15 protein-coding genes are annotated in these 17346 nt (G+C 72.4%); 5 read left to right on the top strand and 10 right to left on the bottom strand.

The window, feature by feature from the left end:
- The first annotated feature begins 25 nt into the window (after window positions 1–25).
- Complete coding sequence (locus HNR25_RS20105; protein ID WP_184637672.1) at window positions 26–1666, top strand: MDR family MFS transporter; 1641 nt, start codon at window positions 26–28, stop codon at window positions 1664–1666.
- Between the two features lie 175 nt (window positions 1667–1841).
- Here the strand turns inward: HNR25_RS20105 and HNR25_RS20100 are convergent, their stop codons facing one another.
- Window positions 1842–2420, bottom strand: coding sequence for a (2Fe-2S) ferredoxin domain-containing protein (locus HNR25_RS20100; RefSeq protein WP_246463782.1), 579 nt, complete (start codon window positions 2418–2420; stop codon window positions 1842–1844).
- Window positions 2421–2583: 163 nt separating this feature from the next.
- Here HNR25_RS20100 and HNR25_RS20095 point away from each other — a divergent pair, with 163 nt between their 5' ends.
- Window positions 2584–3387, top strand: coding sequence for an ABC transporter ATP-binding protein (locus HNR25_RS20095; RefSeq protein ID WP_312862651.1), 804 nt, complete (start codon window positions 2584–2586; stop codon window positions 3385–3387).
- Window positions 3388–3468: 81 nt separating this feature from the next.
- Here the strand turns inward: HNR25_RS20095 and HNR25_RS20090 are convergent, their stop codons facing one another.
- The 3 genes from HNR25_RS20090 to HNR25_RS20080 all read right to left on the bottom strand — a co-directional run bounded on the left by HNR25_RS20090 (window position 3469) and on the right by HNR25_RS20080 (window position 6442).
- Window positions 3469–3687: an antitoxin gene (locus HNR25_RS20090; protein WP_184637670.1), complete on the bottom strand. Its 219-nt coding sequence runs from the start codon at window positions 3685–3687 to the stop codon at window positions 3469–3471.
- A 143-nt stretch (window positions 3688–3830) separates the two neighbouring features.
- Complete coding sequence (mgtE, locus tag HNR25_RS20085) at window positions 3831–5174, bottom strand: magnesium transporter (protein ID WP_184637668.1); 1344 nt, start codon at window positions 5172–5174, stop codon at window positions 3831–3833.
- A gap of 164 nt (window positions 5175–5338) precedes the next feature.
- On the bottom strand, window positions 5339–6442 hold the full coding sequence (locus tag HNR25_RS20080) for a PP2C family protein-serine/threonine phosphatase (protein ID WP_184637666.1): 1104 nt from the start codon (window positions 6440–6442) through the stop codon (window positions 5339–5341).
- A gap of 309 nt (window positions 6443–6751) precedes the next feature.
- Here HNR25_RS20080 and HNR25_RS20075 point away from each other — a divergent pair, with 309 nt between their 5' ends.
- Entirely contained in the window at window positions 6752–8026 is a 1275-nt protein-coding gene (locus HNR25_RS20075; protein WP_184637663.1) for a GNAT family N-acetyltransferase, read from the top strand.
- Window positions 8027–8242: 216 nt separating this feature from the next.
- Here HNR25_RS20075 and HNR25_RS20070 read toward each other — a convergent pair whose 3' ends face one another.
- The 5 genes from HNR25_RS20070 to HNR25_RS20050 all read right to left on the bottom strand — a co-directional run bounded on the left by HNR25_RS20070 (window position 8243) and on the right by HNR25_RS20050 (window position 11508).
- On the bottom strand, window positions 8243–8719 hold the full coding sequence (locus HNR25_RS20070; protein WP_184637661.1) for a ribose-5-phosphate isomerase: 477 nt from the start codon (window positions 8717–8719) through the stop codon (window positions 8243–8245).
- 87 nt (window positions 8720–8806) lie between these two features.
- Complete coding sequence (locus HNR25_RS20065) at window positions 8807–8968, bottom strand: hypothetical protein (protein ID WP_184637659.1); 162 nt, start codon at window positions 8966–8968, stop codon at window positions 8807–8809.
- Window positions 8969–9079: 111 nt separating this feature from the next.
- Complete coding sequence (locus HNR25_RS20060; protein ID WP_184637657.1) at window positions 9080–10507, bottom strand: aldehyde dehydrogenase family protein; 1428 nt, start codon at window positions 10505–10507, stop codon at window positions 9080–9082.
- A 67-nt stretch (window positions 10508–10574) separates the two neighbouring features.
- Window positions 10575–10730: a hypothetical protein gene (locus HNR25_RS20055; RefSeq protein WP_184637655.1), complete on the bottom strand. Its 156-nt coding sequence runs from the start codon at window positions 10728–10730 to the stop codon at window positions 10575–10577.
- Between the two features lie 136 nt (window positions 10731–10866).
- Window positions 10867–11508 (bottom strand): mycothiol-dependent nitroreductase Rv2466c family protein, encoded by a 642-nt coding sequence (locus HNR25_RS20050; RefSeq protein WP_184637653.1) that lies wholly within the window; start codon window positions 11506–11508, stop codon window positions 10867–10869.
- Window positions 11509–11778: 270 nt separating this feature from the next.
- Between HNR25_RS20050 and pepN the strand changes: the two genes are divergently transcribed.
- Window positions 11779–14340 (top strand): aminopeptidase N, encoded by a 2562-nt coding sequence (pepN, locus tag HNR25_RS20045; protein WP_184637651.1) that lies wholly within the window; start codon window positions 11779–11781, stop codon window positions 14338–14340.
- 129 nt (window positions 14341–14469) lie between these two features.
- Complete coding sequence (locus tag HNR25_RS20040) at window positions 14470–14943, top strand: hypothetical protein (protein ID WP_184637649.1); 474 nt, start codon at window positions 14470–14472, stop codon at window positions 14941–14943.
- Between the two features lie 33 nt (window positions 14944–14976).
- Here HNR25_RS20040 and malQ read toward each other — a convergent pair whose 3' ends face one another.
- Window positions 14977–17025 carry a 4-alpha-glucanotransferase gene (gene malQ / locus HNR25_RS20035; protein WP_184637647.1) on the bottom strand — a complete coding sequence of 683 codons (2049 nt, stop codon included), beginning with the start codon at window positions 17023–17025 and terminating at the stop codon, window positions 14977–14979.
- Window positions 17026–17346: the final 321 nt, after the last annotated feature.

Below are 17346 nucleotides of genomic sequence, written 5' to 3'. Positions count from 1 at the left end.
GACCAGGGGAAGCGAGTATCCGCCCATGACATCGACCCGGGGGAAGCAGCCGCCGCCGGATCCACCGCCCGACCAGGAGGACGAGGGGGGACCGCTGCCGCGGCGCAAGGTGCTGTGGGTCTTCGCCGGGGTGATGCTGACGATGCTGCTCGGCGCCCTCGACCAGACCATCGTCTCGACGGCGTTACCGACCATCGTCGGCGAGCTCAACGGGCTGGAGCACCTCTCCTGGGTGGTCACGGCCTACATGCTGGCGGCGACCGTCGGCATGCCGATCTACGGCAAAGCGGGCGACATCTTCGGCCGCAAGGTCGTGTTCCAGTTCGCCATCCTCGTCTTCCTGCTGGGCTCGGTGCTGTGCGGGATCGCCCAGGACATGACCCAGCTCATCCTCTTCCGCGCCCTGCAGGGCATCGGCGGCGGCGGGCTGATGATCAGCGCGCAGGCCATCATCGCCGACGTCGTCTCCGCCCGCGACCGCGGCCGCTACATGGGCTTCATCGGCGGTGTGTTCGGGCTGGCGTCGGTGGCGGGCCCGCTGCTGGGAGGGCTTTTCACCGACCACCTCTCCTGGCGTTGGATCTTCTACATCAACCTGCCCCTGGGCGCGGCGGCGCTGCTGCTCACCAGCATCGTGCTGCAGCTGCCCCGGCCGTCGGGGCCGCGGCCCAAGCTGGACTACGCGGGCACGCTGCTGCTGGCGACGGCCAGCGTGTGCATGGTGCTGGTGACCAGCTGGGGCGGCACCGACTACGACTGGTCCAGCGGCGTCATCCTCGGGCTGGGAGCCGGCGCCGTCGTCGCCGCCGCGCTGTTCGTCCTCGCCGAGCGCCACGCCGCCGAGCCCATCATCCCGCTGGGCCTGTTCAAGGACCGCGAGTTCGTACTGACCTCGCTGGTCGGCATCACCGTGGGCATCGCGATGTTCTCCACGGTGTCCTACCTGCCGACGTTCCTGCAGATGGTCAACGGAGCCAGCGCCACCGAGTCGGGCCTGCGGATGCTCCCGATGGTCGCGGGCATGCTCACGGCCACCATCACCACCGGCCGGCTCATCAGCCGGACCGGGCGCTACAAGATCTGGCCGATCGTCGGAACCGCGGTCATCATGGGCGGCCTGACGCTGCTCTCGCGGATGGACGCCGACACCTCCTACCTGTACAACTCGGCGGCCATGCTGGTGCTGGGCCTGGGCGTAGGCATGGTGATGCAGAACCTGGTGCTGATCGTGCAGAATTCGGCACCGCAGCGGTACCTGGGCACGGCCACCTCGGCCACCAACTACTTCCGCCAGATCGGTGCGTCGTTCGGCATCGCGGTGTTCGGCTCGATCTTCGTCAACCGGCTCAACGGCGAGGTGGCCGAACTGCCCGCCGGCGCCGGGCAGCAGCTGCAGGTCCGGGGCGGCGAGGCAGGGCTGAGCTCACTGACGCCGGACATGCTGGACCGCATGCCCGACCAGGCCCAGCAGTTCATCGTGCACGCCTTCGCCGACGCGCTGCCGCCGATCTTCCTCTACGGTGTGCCGATCGTGCTGGCCGGCTTCGTGCTGGCGTTCTTCATCCGGGAGAAGCCGCTGGCGACAACGGTCGGCGCGCGCACGGGAGCCGAGGACGGCGGCGCGGGGGATAGCCCGAAGCCGGCCACGGCCCCGGCCGCCGAGTGACCACGTAGCCGATCCGGGGAACCGGACGCCCGCCCGCAGGCGGGGCCGGCCGGCACGCCCGGCGACGCGACGGGGCGCGGGGGCGGCGATGCGGGCGCCCCCGCGCTATCGCGGTCCGGGCGCGGTGCCGGGCGGTCGCGTCCGCGTCCCATGCCGGACGCCGGCGGCGCCGATGTCACACGTTCCCGTACTTCTGCGCCTTCGCGTCCTTCTCGGCCTTCCCCGGCTTTCCGGGCTTGCCGTGCTTCCCCGGCTTGCTCTGCTTGCCGTCGTGCGTGGACTTCTGGTCCTTCTTGTCTTTCCCGGGCTTCTTGTCCTGCTCGGACTCCTCGCCCGCCTGGTCCTTCTTGTCCTTCTTTTTCTTCTTATCCTTCTTGCTCTTCTCGTCCTCGGGCTTCTCGGCGTCCTCGGACGTGACGCGCCGGGCCAGGGACTCGGGCATCGGGGCGGCGCCGGGACCGCCGTCGCGGATCCAGGCGTCGAGATCGTCGATCAGCCGGTCCTCGGTGACGCCGCCGAGCCAGACGGGGCGTCCGCCCCGTTCGCGCCCCGCGGACGAGGGCTGCACCACCACGACGTTGGCCTGGAAGCAGATCCCCAGACACGTACTGGTGTGCACGGGGACGTCGCCGCCGCGTAGGCTGCGGAGCCGCTCCAGCTGGCCCTCGTGGTCCACGCCGGGCCGCTTCTCGGCCGTGCCGCAGCAGCAGCCGCGGCATACGACCAGGCGGCAGGGGCGGCCGGTCGGGGTCAACTGTTTCCTGCTCCTCCACGGCCGGCTGCGGCGCCCTTGCGCGCTGCCCGGCCGATTCACGGGGACACGGCGATGAACACCACGGTATCCGGGCCGGTCGGACCGGCGTCATGCCACTCCCCTGCCCGGTCCGCGACCGCGGCCGCGCCGCTAACCTGGACCGGTGACCGTTTCGACCGCTCCCGTCCTGAACGCCGACGCCGTCGACGTCGTCCGCTCCGGTAAGAAGCTCCTCGACCAGGCGAGCATGGTCGTGCGTCCCGGAGAGCACTGGGCACTGCTCGGCCCCAACGGCGCGGGCAAGAGCACGCTGCTGAGCCTGCTCAGCGCCGAGCAGCACCCCACGCGCGGCACCGTCGAGGTGCTCGGCGGCCGCCTCGGCCGGACCGACCTGCGCGAGCTGCGGCGCCGCATCGGACATGTCGACCCGCGCCACGATCCGCGCTCGGCGCTTCCCGGCCGCACCGTCGTCCTGACCGGCGCCACCGGCACCGTGGAGGTCCCGCCGCGCTGGCATCCGTCGCCCGAGGAACAGGCCCGCTCCGAGCGGCTGATGGCCATGATGGGCGTCGACCGACTGCGCGACGACCCGTGGCCGACCCTGTCCCAGGGCGAACGCGGCCGCTTCCTGATCGCCCGCGCCCTGATGCCGCGCCCGCGGCTGCTGCTGCTCGACGAGCCCGCCGCAGGGCTCGACGTCGCCGCCCGCGAGCGACTGCTCACGGCGCTCGACGAGCTGCGCCGCGAGCATCCGGAGTTGGCCACCGTGCTGGTGACCCACCACCTGGAGGAACTTCCCGCTTCGACCACCCACGCACTGCTGCTGCGCGCCGGCCAGGTCGTCGCCGCAGGCGAGGCGGCCCGGACGCTGCAGAGCAAGCCCGTCACCGCCTGCTTCGACCACCCCATCGCCATCGAGCGCCGCGGCGGCCGGTGGAGCGCGCGGGCCGACGGCACAACCGCCTGAGCACCCGGCGCGGGCCGGGCGCACACGACGCGGCGGCCGCGCTCCCGCTCCGGGGCCGCGGAGCCGTGTCGCCGGCCCCGCTCAGCGCTGGTCGGACGTGCCGGAACCGCCCTCCTCGCCGCCGTCCTCGCCGGCGACGAAGTCGGTCGCGGCGTCGCCGGCCTGATCGATCTTGTCGTCGTACTTGCCGCCGGTCTTCTCCTTGGCGAAGTCCTTGAGCTTGTCGACTCCCTCTTCGACCTTCCCGCTGTGCTCGCCGACCTTGCTCTTGATCTTGTCGAATGCGCTTCCCTCGGACATGTCGCTCCCCCTGTTCGGACACGTCTCGGGTTTTCCGCGGTCGTCGACGGCGGTACCCGTTGCACCCGGCGTTATACCTGCGGTGATGCCGTCGTCGTATCCGCCGGCGGATGCGGGGGTGCGCACCCGGCCGCGCACCCGCCTCACACGCCCAGGATCAGCCGCGCGATGGTGAAATAGATCAGCAGCCCGGTGGCGTCGACGAGCGTCGACACCAGCGGGGCCGAAACCACCGCGGGGTCGACCCCCACCCGGCGGGCCAGCAGCGGCATCGTGCTGCCGATGACGGCGGCCCAGGTGCAGATCGCGATCACCGACGACGCCACGACCACGGCGATGAGCGTGCCCACCAGCGCCGTGCCGATGACCATGGCGATGCAGGCGAGCATCAGCCCCAGCAGGAGCCCCACCCGCGACTCCTTCCAGGCCACCTTGGGCAGGTCGCGCAGGCGCACTTCGCCGACCGCCAGGGCGCGCACGATCGCCGTGGCCGACTGGGAGCCGACGTTGCCACCGGTGCCCGTGAGCATCGGCACGAACAGCGCGAGCGCGGTCACCTCCTCCAGGGTGGACTCGAAGCCCTGCATCACGTTGACGGTCAGCGTGGCCGCGACGATGAGCAGCAGCAGCCATACCGAGCGTGCCCGAGCCAGACGCACGACTCCGGCGGCGACGTAGTGGCCGGCCACCGGGCTGGCGCCGGACTGGCGGGCGATGTCCTCGGAGTCGGCCGCCTCGATCAGCTCCAGCGCGTCGTCGAAGGTCAGCAGCCCGACGAAGCGCTCCTCGGAATCGACCACCGGCATCGCGACCATGTTGGCCTGCTGCATCAGCCGCGCCGACTCCTCGGCGGGCTCGGTGGCGCCGACCCGGGGCACGAGCACGTCGACGATGTCCTTGACCAGGCTGTCGTCGTCGCTGACCACCAGATCGCTCAACTGCACGGTGCCGGCGAGGCGGCGGCCGTCGTCGACCACCGGCAGCGTGTAGACGGTCTCGGCGTCGGCTCCTTTGGCCCGTACGACCTCCAACGCGCGGCCGACCGTCAGATCGCGGTGCAGGACGACGGTCTCGGGCGTCATGTAGCGCCCGACCGACCCCTCGGGATAGCCCAGCAGGGCCGCCGTCATCTTGCGCTGAGCGGGGCTGAGCCCGGCCAGCGCGCGGGTCGCGATCTTCGCGGGTGCCTCCCCGAGCAGCCGCGCCCGGTCGTCGGGGTCCATCGACTCCAGGAGCTCGTGGAAGACCGAGTCGCGCAGCCCGACCAGGATCTCCTGCTGGTGGACCGGATCGAGCCCTTCGAACACCTCCAGTTCGCGGTCCTTGTCCAGGAGCCGGAACGGGACCAGGGCGGTGTGGCTGGGCATGCGTTCGAGTTCGTCGGCGATCTCGTAGGGCTGGTGCTCGGCCAGCCACAACCGGATGCCGGTGAGGTCGTTGGCATCGACCAGCTCGGGCAGCTCCGCGCCGGCGTCGTCTTCGGCCATGCTGAGCACCCCCTCCTGACGATCGCGAGAATCCGCTGGGGCGCGGCGGGGGCCTCTGGACACGGCAACGAGGCACCACTCGTCTGCCCGGGGAACACGACGACCCTACCGCCACAGGCGCGCCACCGGGGACGCCGCGCGGCCGCGGAGGCGGGCTGCGGTGCTCAGTCGCGCCAGATGACCACAAGCGCGGTGTCGTCGTTCTTGCCCTTGCTCAGCGAATCGACGATGGTCCGGGCGCCCGCGCCGAACCCTTGCAGCGCCGCGCCGTCGGCGGCGGTGAGCAAGCGGTCCAGGCCCGCGTCGAGGTCTTCGCCGGGGGTCTCGATGAGCCCGTCGGTGTAGAGCATGATGGCGTCGCCCGGCCGCAGCCGGCCCTTGACCGGCGTGTACTGGATTTCCGGCATCACGCCCAGAACGACGCCCTTGGCGTCGGTGGAGGACCACCGTCCGGCGCCGTAGTCGTACTGCACCGCGGGCGGGTGGCCCGCCGAAGCGATCAGGTAGTCGCCGCTGTCCAGATCCAGGCTCAGGTGCACCGCCGTCACGAAGCCCTCGCCCAGTGCGGTGCGGGTGAGGTGGTCGTTGCAGTGCGACAGGAACTCGCCGCTGGGCACCGCCGAGATCAGGCCGCTGAACGCCCCGGACAGCAGCAGCGCGCGGGTGCCGGCGTCGACGCCCTTGCCGGAGACGTCGACCACGGCGACCTCCAGGCGGTGGTCCTGGCGCATGGAGACGACGAAGTCGCCGCCGAAGGAGGATCCGCCGGCCTGGCGCAGCACCGCCGTGCCGCCCCAGCCGGACGGGAGATCGGGCAGTTTGCCTTGGGCGCGCAGGCGGTCGCGCAGCTCCAGGAGCATCCGCTCGCCGCTGAGCCCCTGCATGCCCAGGCGTTCGCGTACGCCCGAGAGCAGGTACGCGACGACGGCGGTGGCGCCGATGGTGACCAGCAGTCCCGGGCCGACGCGGCCGATGTCCAGCCGGAAGGCGGTGAACAGCAGCACCGCCGCGTCCACCGCCAGCAGGAACGCCAGGCTCTTGCGTTTGAGCAGCAGCCCGCCGGCGACCACCGTCACGATGATGGCGCTGGGCGGGAACCAGACGGTCGGGCCCCACACGGCGCCCACGCCGATACCCACCGCCAAGAGCACGAGCGTGATCAGCACCAGGCGATAGCGGAAGAGCACCTTGCGCCGGAGCAGCGCCACCACGCGCTGCCACAGGGACCGCGCATGGCGGAGGAATCGTGCGGTGGGCTTGGCCTTCATGGTGCCCGCACTGTAGCGCGCGCCGCGGACACCGGCACGCCGTGCCCGCCATCACGGCGCGCGCCGATCCGGTATGAGTCCGACCGATATTGTCCCAGCTGACGCTCCGGTCCCGTGGACACCTCCGCACGCTCCGCTACGGGCCGGCGCCGGCGACGCCGCCGGGGGCAAGGGGAGTCGCGGCCGGTTTCCGGGCGGATCCGCCGGGCCGAGTCGCGGAACCGCCGCGCAGACCTGCCGCGGGCCGGTCGCGGCACGTGGCGGAAAAACCGCTCGCGCGGGGGGATCTGCGGTGGTAGGGACAAGGGCATGTCCTTCTCCCGTGAATCCTCCGTTCCCGAAGCGGACCCGGGTCCCGGCGCGCACTGGGACGTCCGGATGCCCGAGGAATCCGAGCTGCCCGCTGTCTGCGAGGTCGTCGGCGAGGCGCTGCTGGCCGCGTCGCACAGCCTGGACCAGGTGCGCGAGACCCTCGAACGCGACCGCAGCCTGGCGGTGTTCGACGGCGGGCGGCCGGTGGGCTGCACGTCGGCCTACTCCTTCACGATGACGCTGCCCGGCGGTCCGCGCCCGGTCGCCGGCATCACCGGGGTCGGGGTGTGGCCCACGCACCGTCGCCGAGGCGTGCTGAGCGCGATGCTGCGCCGGCAGCTCGCCGACGTCCGCGACCGCGGGGAGGACGTCGCCGCGCTGTTCGCCTCCGAAGGCGGGATCTACGGCCGCTTCGGCTTCGGCCCCGCGGCCGGGGCGGTCCACCTGGACCTTCCGACCCGGGAGGTCGCGCTGCGCACCGACGCGCCGCGCGATCCGGCGCTGCGGCTCCGGCTGACCGGCGCCGAGGAGGCGCGCGGCGCGCTCGCGGAGGTGCACCGGGCCGCCGCCGCCCGGCGCGTCGGCGAGTTCCAGCGCGACACCGCATGGTGGAACAAGGTGCTGCGCGACGATCCCGCGGAGCGCGACGGGCGGGGGCCCCTGCGGTGCGCGGTCGCCGAGGACGACGCGGGGCCGCTGGGCTACATCCTCTACCGCACGCGCCAGCGCTGGAACGAATACGGTGCCGCCGCGGGGTGCCTGGAGGTCCAGGAGCACTACGCGACCGCGCCCGCGGCCGCCGCGCTGCTGTGGGAGCACGTGCTGACCCGCGACCTGGTACTGCGCGTGACCCACGACATGCTGCCGCTGGACGATCCGCTGCTGCACCTGCTGGACGACTCGTACCGGACCCGGCTGCACCACAACGCCAACCTGTGGGTGCGGCTGGTGAACGTACCGGGGGCGCTGGAGCGGCGCAGCTACGCCGCGCCGGTCGACACGGTGATCGAGGTGCGCGACCGCCACTGTCCCTGGAACGCGGGCCGGTGGCGGCTGAGCGCCGACACCGACGCCGCCCGATGCACCCCCGCCGAGGACGCGCCCGACATCAGCCTGGACGTGTCCCACCTGGGAGCCGCCTTCCTGGGCGACACCCCGCTGAGCGGCTACCTGGAGTCCGGGATGGTCGGTGAGGCGACGGCGGGAGCCGTTCAGCGGCTCGACACCGCCCTGGGCCGCTCCGACCGCCCCCACTGCGCCGACATCTTCTAGCCCGGCCGCCCGGGGCGGGAGCGCATAGGCGCACGGGCTCGGGCGTCATCCGGCGTGTGCGGGCGTTCCGGTCCCGTCCGTCCGTATCGCCGTCACGGCGGAACGCCGGCGGCGGGCACGCGCACACCGCCGTCCGCAGGCGTTCGGGGCCGGCGGATCCGCGGCACCGGCGGGGCCGCGGATCCGCCGCTCGTTTCGCGGCCGCCGCGGACCGGATCAGGCGCCGTCGGGCAGGGGCGGCAGCTCGCCCGAGCGCTCGTAGCCGTCGAGCATGGCGATCCGCCGGCTGTGGCGGTCGTCGCCGCTGAAGGGGGTCTGCAAAAACGCCCCGAGCAGCTCTTCGGCCTCGTGCGCGCTGTGCATCCGGGCGCCGAGCGCGACGACGTTGGCGTCGTTGTGCTGGCGGGCCAGTCGCGCGGTCTCCTCGCTCCAGGCCAGCGCCGCACGCACACCGGGAACCTTGTTGGCCGCGATCTGCTCGCCGTTGCCGGAGCCGCCGATGACCAGACCCAGGGATCCGGTGTCGGCGGCCACGCCTTCGGCGGCGCGCAGCACGAACGGGGGGTAGTCGTCGACGGGGTCGTAGCCGGCCGGCCCGGCGTCGACCACCTCGTGGCCCTGCCTCGTGAGCCAGGAGACGAGGTGCTCTTTCAGCTCGAATCCCGCATGGTCACTGCCGAGGTATACACGCACGTCTTCTAGCTTCCTATGAAAGGCGCCCGCGCCGGCGCAGGAGGCCGGGAGCGGGCGTGCGGACATCGGGGCGACCGCGCCGGCGACTCACAGCCCCTGGAACAGCGACTCACCGGTGGCGACCGAGGCGATACCCATCCCCATGGCGCCGAACACGAGCAGCGACACCAGGGCGATGACATTGGCCAGGACGATGGCTCCGATGTCCTTGCGTACCGGAACGGCCTTCGACTCCGTCTGCTTGCTCAATTCGCACCTCGTACTGGGTAAGCGGATACAGGGTGCGGAGCGCCTGCAGGGCGCTTCCGCACCGCTGTTGATCGTGCCATACACCCGGCACCGCCCCGTACGGGGGATCCGTCACCTCTGAATGCCCTTGACCTCGCAGAACTCCTCGATCCCGTGCAGACCCCACTCGCGGCCCACACCCGACCGCTTGTAGCCGCCGAAGGGCAGGCGCGGCTCCACGCCGGATCCGTTGATCTTGACCTGGCCGGTGCGCAGCCGCCGCGCCACCGCGAGCGCGCGGTCGGGGTCGGCCGACCACACGGCGCCGGAGAGCCCGTATTCGGAGTCGTTGGCGATGCGCACGGCGTCGTCCTCGTCGTCGTAGGCGATCACCGCGACGACCGGCCCGAAGATCTCCTCCTGGGCGATGCGCATTCCGGTGTCGACGTCGGCGAAGACGGTCGGGCGCACGAAGTAGCCCTGTTCGACGCCTTCGGGCGCCTCGGGGCCGCCGGCGGCCAGTCGGGCGCCCTCGGCGACGCCGGTTTCGATGTAGGCGCGCACGCGGGCGCGCTGGGCGTCGGATACGAGCGGTCCCATCCGCACGCCGTCGGCGAAGGGGTCGCCGGGCGCGTACTTCTGCGCGGCCTCGGCGGCCGTGCGCACCGCCTCGTCGTAGCGCTCGCGCGGCACGAGCATCCGGCTCAGCGCGTCGCAGCTCTGGCCGGTGTTGCGCATGACGTCGGCCACACCGTTGGTGACCGCCGTTTCCAGGTCGGCGTCGGGCAGGATGACGTTGGGCGACTTGCCGCCCAGCTCCAGGGCGACCTTCTTCACGGTGGCCGCTCCGACCTCGGCGACCCGCTCGCCGGCGCGGCCCGATCCGGTGAAGGAGACCATGTCCACCTGCGTATGCGCGGCGAGGGCCTCGCCGACGACGGGGCCGGTGCCCGAGACGAGGTTGAACACGCCCGCGGGCAGCCCCGCGTCGTGCAGCGCCTCGGTGAGGGCGTAGGCCGCCGCCGGCGCGACCTCGGTGGGCTTGAGGACGAAGGTGTTGCCCGCGGCGAGCGCCGGGACGGCCTTGAGCACGATCTGGTGCAGCGGGTAGTTCCACGGCGTGATCGCGCCGACCACGCCGTAGGGCTCGCGCACGATGAGGGAGTCGCCGTCGCCCGCCTTCTCGCCGGTGAACAGCCGCTCGCCGTCGGACTCGATCAACTGCAGGAAGGTGGAGAACATCAGCAGCGGGAAGCCGGTCTGCACCTTCTGGGCGAACTTCAGCGGGGCGCCCATGTCGGTGGCGATGGACTCGGCGACGGCGCCGGCGCGCTCCTGCAGCAGTCCGAGGGCCCGCGCGAGGTGCGCGCACCGCTCGGTGTAGGGCAGTGCCGACCAGCCGGGAAACGCCGCACGGGCCGCCGCGACGGCCCGGTCGACGTCACTCGCGTCGCCGTCCGGAACCGCGTCGACGACCTCCTCGGTCGCCGGGTTGATGACGTCGATGGCGCCGCTGGAGGCCGAAGGGGTCCAGGCGCCGTTCAGGTAAAGGGATCGCATGGCATCCACTTTCCCAGAACACCGTTCTAGTATCCCGCCGCCCGCGCCGACTCCGGCATCGGTGCTTTCACCAGTGCGGCGGCCGCTCCTCCAGCAGGCGCTCCGTGTTGTCGTCGGGACCGTCGCCCCATCCGGGCCCGCGCTCGTCCCGGGTCGTTTCGGGAAGGACGTCCAGTTCGTCCTCGCCCAGGTCCACCACGCGCTCGTCGTCGGGTCCGCTCATCGCCAGGCCTTCCTGTCCGTTCGCCGTCGGCTCCTGCCGGAGTCGACGCCGCCGCGGCGCTTCCGGTTCCCGCGGCGGCGCGATCCGGGTGCCCGGACCTCAGAACCGGGCACCCGCGGGGCTGCGCTCGTGCGCCCTACTCGCCGGTGTCGAAGATGGGTTTGCGGTCGCGGCTGCGCTTGAGTTCGAAGAAGCCGTCGGTGCCGGCCACCAGCAGCACGCCGTCCCACAGGCGCCCGGCCTCCTCGCCCTTGGGCGCGGGGGTGACGACCGGGCCGAAGAAGGACACGCCCTCCACGGAAACGACCGGGGTACCCACCTCGTAGCCGACGCGGTCCATGCCGTCGTGGTGGGAGCGGACCAGCGCCTCGTCGTAGGCGTCGGTGTCGGCGGCCTCGGCCAGGTCCTCGGGCAGCCCGGCGTCAGCCAGCGCGGCGCGGTAAGTCTCGGCCGACCGCGGCTCCTTGCCGTGGTGGAAGCGCGTGCCCAGCGCGGTGTAGAGCGGGGCGAGCACGTCGCCGCCGTACTTCTGCTCGGCGGCGATACAGATGCGCACCGGCCCCCAGCCCTCCTGCATCAGGGTGCGGTACTCCTCGGGCAGGTCGCGCCCCTGGTTGAGCACGCTCAGGCTCATCACGTGCCAGCGCGGCCGCACCGGGCGCACCCGCTCGACTTCCAGCAGCCACCGCGAGGCCAGCCACGCCCACGGGCACAGGGGGTCGAACCAGAAATCGACGGGGACCGTTTCGCCGCTCGCCCGCTGTTCGCCATCAGCCACCGGAATCTCCTCGCAACATCGTCGTCGACCTCGTCGTGGCGGACTCCTCCGCCGCCCGCCGCCCCCCGCGAGGGCCGCCCGCGCCGGAGGCCGCCGGCAATGTGCTGCAACCTTCGCCGCCGGTTCCGCATTCCGTCGCCGTGCGTGGCAGGATCGGACGCGGCAAGCATTGCACCCCCTCGATTCCGGCGCTGCGGCGCGACACAGCGAAAGCGCAACGGGGGACCAGCGATTCCGGCCGGCGATGACGGCGGCCTGAAGGGAGCGGACGTGGCGGGCAACCTGACACGCGAGGAGGCGCGGGAGCGGGCTCGCATCCTGAGCGTCTCCTCCTACACCGTGGAGCTCGACCTCACGGGCAGTGACCAGACGTTCGAGTCCCGCACGGTGGTCGGATTCGACTGCGCCGAACCCGGGGCCGACACGTTCATCGACCTCACCGCGCCCAGCGTCACCTCCGTGGTGCTCAACGGCACCGAACTCGACCCGGCCGAGGTCTTCGACGGCGGCCGGATCCGCCTGCGCGGCCTGCAGGCCCGCAACGAGCTGCGGGTGCTGGCCGAGGCGGCGTTCATGCGCACCGGCGAAGGCCTGCACCGCTTCGTCGACCCGGTCGACGGCGGCACCTACCTCTACACCCAGTTCGAGACGGCCGACGCGCAACGCATGTACGCGTGCTTCGACCAGCCCGACCTCAAAGCCCCGTTCGAACTCACCGTCTTCGCCCCCGCCGGTTTCGAGGTGGTCTCCAACAGCGCCCCGGACGTCGCGGGCGAGGCCGTCGAGGACCCGGCCGGCCCCAAGGCGCGCTGGCACTTCCCCGCCACCGGCCCGGTCTCGACCTACATCACGGCGCTGATCGCCGGCCCGTACCACGTGGTGCGCGACGAGCACGACGGGATCCCGCTCGGGGTGTACTGCCGTGCCTCGCTGGCCGAGCACCTCGACGCCGACGCGATCCTCGAGGTCACCAAGCAGGGCTTCGACTTCTACCACGGGCTGTTCGGGCTGCGTTACCCCTTCGGCAAGTACGACCAGCTCTTCGTTCCCGAGTTCAACGCCGGCGCGATGGAGAACGCCGGCGCCGTCACCTTCCTGGAGGACTACGTCTTCCGGTCGCGGGTCACCGACGCCCGCTACGAGCGCCGCGCCGAGACCATCCTGCACGAGATGGCGCACATGTGGTTCGGCGACCTGGTCACCATGCGCTGGTGGGACGACCTGTGGCTGAACGAGTCGTTCGCGACCTTCGCGAGCGTCTACTGCCAGGTCAACGCCACCAAGTGGACCGAGGCCTGGACCACCTTCGCCAACGTCGAGAAGGCGTGGGCGCTGCGCCAGGACCAGCTGCCCTCCACCCACCCCATCGCCGCCGACATGGCCGACATGCAGGCGGTCGAGGTCAACTTCGACGGCATCACCTACGCCAAGGGCGCCTCGGTCCTCAAGCAGCTGGTGGCCTACGTGGGCGAGGACGCCTTCTTCGCCGGAGTGCGCGCCTACTTCGCCGAGCACGCCTGGGGCAACACCGAGCTGTCGGACCTCCTGCGGCACCTGGAGCACGCCTCCGGGCGCGACCTGTCCGCGTGGTCGCGCGAGTGGTTGGAGACCGCCGGCGTCAACACCGTGCGCCCCGAGTTCGAGGTCGGCCCCGACGGGACCTTCACCTCCTTCGCCGTGCGCCAGGAGGCCGCCGAGGAGCACCCCACGCTGCGGTCCCACCGGCTGGCGATCGGGCTCTACGACCGCACGGAGCAGGGCGTCGTCCGCCGCGAACGCGTCGAGCTGGACGTCTCGGGCGAGCGCACCGAGGTTCCGGAACTGGTCGGCTCGACCCGGCCCGACCTGGTGCTGGTCAACGACGACGACCTCACCTTCACCAAGATCCGCCTGGACGACCGGTCGCTGCGCACCGTCGTCGAGGGCGCCGGGGACATCGCCGAGTCCCTGCCGCGCGCGCTGAGCTTCGGCGCCGCCTGGGACATGACCCGCGACGCCGAAATGGCCGCCCGCGACTACGTGCGGCTGGTGGCCTCGGGGCTCAGCGGCATCGGCGACGTCATGGTGGTGCAGTCGCTGCTGCGCCAGGCCGTCACCGCGCTGCACCACTACACCGACCCCGCTTGGCGCGACAGCGGGTTCGACCTGCTGGCCGGGCGGCTGCGCGACCTGCTCACCTCTGCCGAGCCGGGCGGCGACCTGCAGCTGGCCTACGCCAACGGGTTCGCCGAAGCGGCCGTGGGCGGCCAGCACCTTTCGCTGCTTCAGGGGCTGCTGGACGGCGCGATCACGGTCGAGGGACTGACCATCGACACCGACCTGCGCTGGACGCTGCTGCGCCGCCTGGTCGCCGCGGGCCGCGCGGGCGAGAAGGAGATCGCCGCCGAACTGGACCTCGACCCCACCGCCACGGGCGAGCGCCAGGCCGCCGGCTGCCGCGCCGCGATCCCCACGGCCGAAGCCAAGGCCCAGGCCTGGGACCGGATCCGCTCCGGCGAGATGGCCAACGCCGAATTCCGCGCCACCCTGGCCGGGTTCACCGAACCCTCCCAGCGGGAGCTGTACCGCCCCTACGTCGACCGCTACTTCGAGCTGCTGGACTCCATCTGGGAGGAGTGGACCGGCGAGTTCGCCCAGACGTTCGCGGAGATGGCCTACCCCCGCCACCTGGTGGAAGAGGAGACCGTCCGCCGCACCGAGGCCTACATCGACAAGAGCGCCCCGGCTCCGGCCCTGCGCCGCCTGCTCGTCGAGGGCCAGGCGGGCGTGCGGCGGGCGCTGGAGGCCCAGCGCTGCGACGCCCGTGCCGCCGAGGAGAACGTGACCGGGTAGCCGGGAAGCCGCGACGTACGGGGGCGCCGCCGGGCCGAAGCCCGGCGGCGCCCCCGTCGCCGTCCGGGCGGAGCGCGAAGCGGCGGCACGTGCGGAATCCGCACGGGCGGAGGATGCGTCGGCGACCCGGTGTCGATGCGCGTCCCGGTACACGGGCGGTTCACCGCGGACTGGCAGCGCTTCGCCTACGCGCCCTTCGAGACACCGGGGGTGCACGTGGCCGAGCGGTCCGCGGACGGTTCGGCCTACACCGAGGACGCGGAACTGGTGCCGCCCGAGGGCGAGAGGTGGTCGGCGCCGGAGTTCCAGGGCGGCCGGCTGTGGTTCAGCGCGCAGCAGGGCGGCGTCGGCGGCGTCGGAAACGTGTACTTCCTGGAGATCGACGACGACGGCGGCGGCTACTCCGACGACCGCACCTTCGAGGTCCCCTCCGTACCCGAGCAGGCCGTGCCCTCGCCGGACCGCTCGCGCCTGCTGGTGCACGACGACACCGCCTGGTACGGCATCGACCCCGATGCCGAGCCCGGTGCGGCGGATCGGCTGTTCGACGTCGTCACAGACGGGTCCCGGGAGGGATACCCGCTGGTGGCCGGCCGGGCCTGACGCCGCACCCGCCGGCGGGGCCGGGTGCGCTGGTCAGGACTCCAGGTAGGACGGCTCGATGAGCGGTTTCAGGGACCGGCGCGCATACTCCGCCAGGCGCGGGTCGGCCATCAGCTCGTCGAGGAGGACCGGCTCCCCCTCGGCCGTGGTCAGCGGGATCCGCCAGTTGGGGTAAGCGTCGCTGGTGCCGGGCTGGTTCTGCATCCGCCGGTCGCCGACCACGTCGGCCAGCGATATCCCGATCATGGGCGCGGGGGTGCGCACGAGGTAGGCGTGCAGGGCGGCGACCACCGATCCGGGGTCGGACAGCGGGTCGACGTCCGGGGCGAGCAGGCCCAGGTCCACCAGGCGGTCGCGCCATGCGGCGACCTGCGCCTCGGCGTCGACGCGTTCTTCGGCGGCCGGGCGGTCGAGCAGTCCCAGGTGCTCGCGCAGCTCGACGTGCTCGGCGGAGAGGTAGGAGGCGACCGGCGGCAGGTCGTGGGTGGCGACGGTCGCCAGGCAGTCCGACCGCCACTCCTCGGGGCGGCGCGGGCTGCCGTCGTCCCGGCGTTCGAACCACAGCACCGACGTGCCCAGCACTCCGCGTTCGCTGAGGTGGTCGCGCACCCAGGGTTCGACGGTCCCCAGGTCCTCGCCCACCACAGCGGCACCGAACTCGTGGGCGGCCAGCAGCAGGCTGCCGACCATGCCTTCGTGGTCGTAGCGCACGTAGGTCCCCTGGTCGGGCGACGCCCCGTCGGGCACCCACCACAACCGGAACAGGCCCATGATGTGGTCCATGCGCAGCCCGCCGGCGTGGCGCAGCGCCTGGCCCAGGACTTGGCGGAAGGGGCCGTAGGCCCGCTCGGCCAGCCGGCCGGGGTGCCAGGGCGGCTGGCCCCAGTCCTGTCCGCGCTGGTTGAACTCGTCGGGCGGCGCTCCCACGCTCACGCCGGACGCCACGGCGTCGGCGTACATCCAGGCGTCGGCGCCGCCGGGTTGCACGCCGACGGCCAGGTCGTGCACGATCCCCATCTCCATGCCGGCCGCGCGCGCACCGGCCTGGGCGGCGGCGAGCTGGTCGTCGAGGATCCATTGCAGCCAGCGGTGGAACTCCACGCCCGGCCAGCGGCGGAGCGCCTCGGCGCCGACCGTGTGGGCGGAGGCGTCGCGCAACTCGGCCGGCCAGGTGCGGTAGTCGCACCCGTGCTCGTCGGCCAGGGCGCACCAGGTGGCGTATTCCACCAGCGGTGCGCCTTCACGGGCGAGGAAGGATCGGAACGCGGCTTCGCGCGCCGGAGTGCGCTGCACGTGGAACAGCGTGGTCAGCGCGGCGCGCTTGGCCTCCCAGACGGCGTCGCGGTCGAGCAGGTCGGCGGTGCGGGCGTGCTCGCGCAGCGGGCGGGCCAGGCGCTGGATGGACTCGCGCTGGGCGGGTTCGAGAGCGGCGTACTCGGGGACGTCCTCGATGCGGATGTTGAGCGGTCCGCCGTAGCGGCGGCTGACGGGGAAATAGGGCGAGGGTTCGATCGGTCCGGCCGGCTCGGTCGCGTGCAGGGGATTGACCAGGGTGAAGTCGGCTCCCAGGTCGCGGGCGCTCCAATCGGCGAGTTCGGCGAGGTCGCGCAGGTCGCCCATGCCCCAGGAGGCGCGCGAACGCAGCGAGTACAGCTGGGCCATCATGCCCCAGACGCGCCGTTCGGGCCGGGTGGTCAGGCGGTCGGGCACCACCAGCAGCGGGGCCTGCTGGCGCACGGCCCCGTTCTCGACGTGCAGGGTATGGCGCCCGAGCGGCAGGTGCGGCCCCGGTTCGCTCCACCCGCCGCCGGCCTGCTCGACCCAGCAGCGCGAGAGGTCGGGCAGCGGCAGCTGCGGGGTGCGGCCGGCGCGGGTGACCACGCACGGCGGTAGCAGCCGGGTGGCCTGGCGTGCCCAGTGCTCCTCCAGGGCTCCGCGGGGCGCGGAGGCGTCGACCCCGAGAGCCCCCAGGACGTGGCGCAGCGTGTCGGGGGGAACCCGCGCGCCGCGGCCGCGCCAGTCCGCGTAGGTCGTAGCCACGCCGTATTCTTCGGCCAGCCTGGCCAGGTCCGCATCACTCACAGAGAACGATAATGCCGCACAACGCGGATTCGTGGCGCCTCCGCCATGCCCGCGTCGCATTCCTCGGCAACGAATGCGAAGTTCGCCGGAAAAATGAATCCGATGCAGGTCGTGGATTTTCCGGCGGTATCGCTTGCCGGTATCGCCCGAGTGTTCGCGCCCTGCCGTCGGCTCTTCGCCCTCCCGGACGTGCGGTCGCTGCTGTTCTGGTCGCTGTGCGCGCGGGCACAGGTCGGCGGGCTGCCGATCGCGGTCACGTTCCCGGTCGCCGGGTGGACCGGTTCCAACGGCCTCGCCGGCCTCGCCGGGCCGGTCGCCGGC

The sequence above is a fragment of the Streptomonospora salina genome, assembly GCF_014204715.1.
GTDB classification, from domain to species: domain Bacteria; phylum Actinomycetota; class Actinomycetes; order Streptosporangiales; family Streptosporangiaceae; genus Streptomonospora; species Streptomonospora salina.
The sequence above is the reverse complement of the archived record's forward strand: the minus strand, read 5'-3'. Positions and strand labels throughout refer to the sequence as shown.

What these genes read in the sequence shown, in the direction of transcription:
- HNR25_RS20060 (WP_184637657.1), bottom strand. Translation starts at nt 10,507, where the DNA reads ATGCGATCCCTTTACCTGAACGGCGCCTGGACCCCTTCGGCCTCCAGC.
- mgtE (WP_184637668.1), bottom strand. Translation starts at nt 5,174, where the DNA reads ATGGCCGAAGACGACGCCGGCGCGGAGCTGCCCGAGCTGGTCGATGCC.
- HNR25_RS20055 (WP_184637655.1), bottom strand. Translation starts at nt 10,730, where the DNA reads ATGAGCGGACCCGACGACGAGCGCGTGGTGGACCTGGGCGAGGACGAA.
- HNR25_RS20080 (WP_184637666.1), bottom strand. Translation starts at nt 6,442, where the DNA reads ATGAAGGCCAAGCCCACCGCACGATTCCTCCGCCATGCGCGGTCCCTG.
- HNR25_RS20090 (WP_184637670.1), bottom strand. Translation starts at nt 3,687, where the DNA reads ATGTCCGAGGGAAGCGCATTCGACAAGATCAAGAGCAAGGTCGGCGAG.
- HNR25_RS20105 (WP_184637672.1), top strand. Translation starts at nt 26, where the DNA reads ATGACATCGACCCGGGGGAAGCAGCCGCCGCCGGATCCACCGCCCGAC.
- HNR25_RS20075 (WP_184637663.1), top strand. Translation starts at nt 6,752, where the DNA reads ATGTCCTTCTCCCGTGAATCCTCCGTTCCCGAAGCGGACCCGGGTCCC.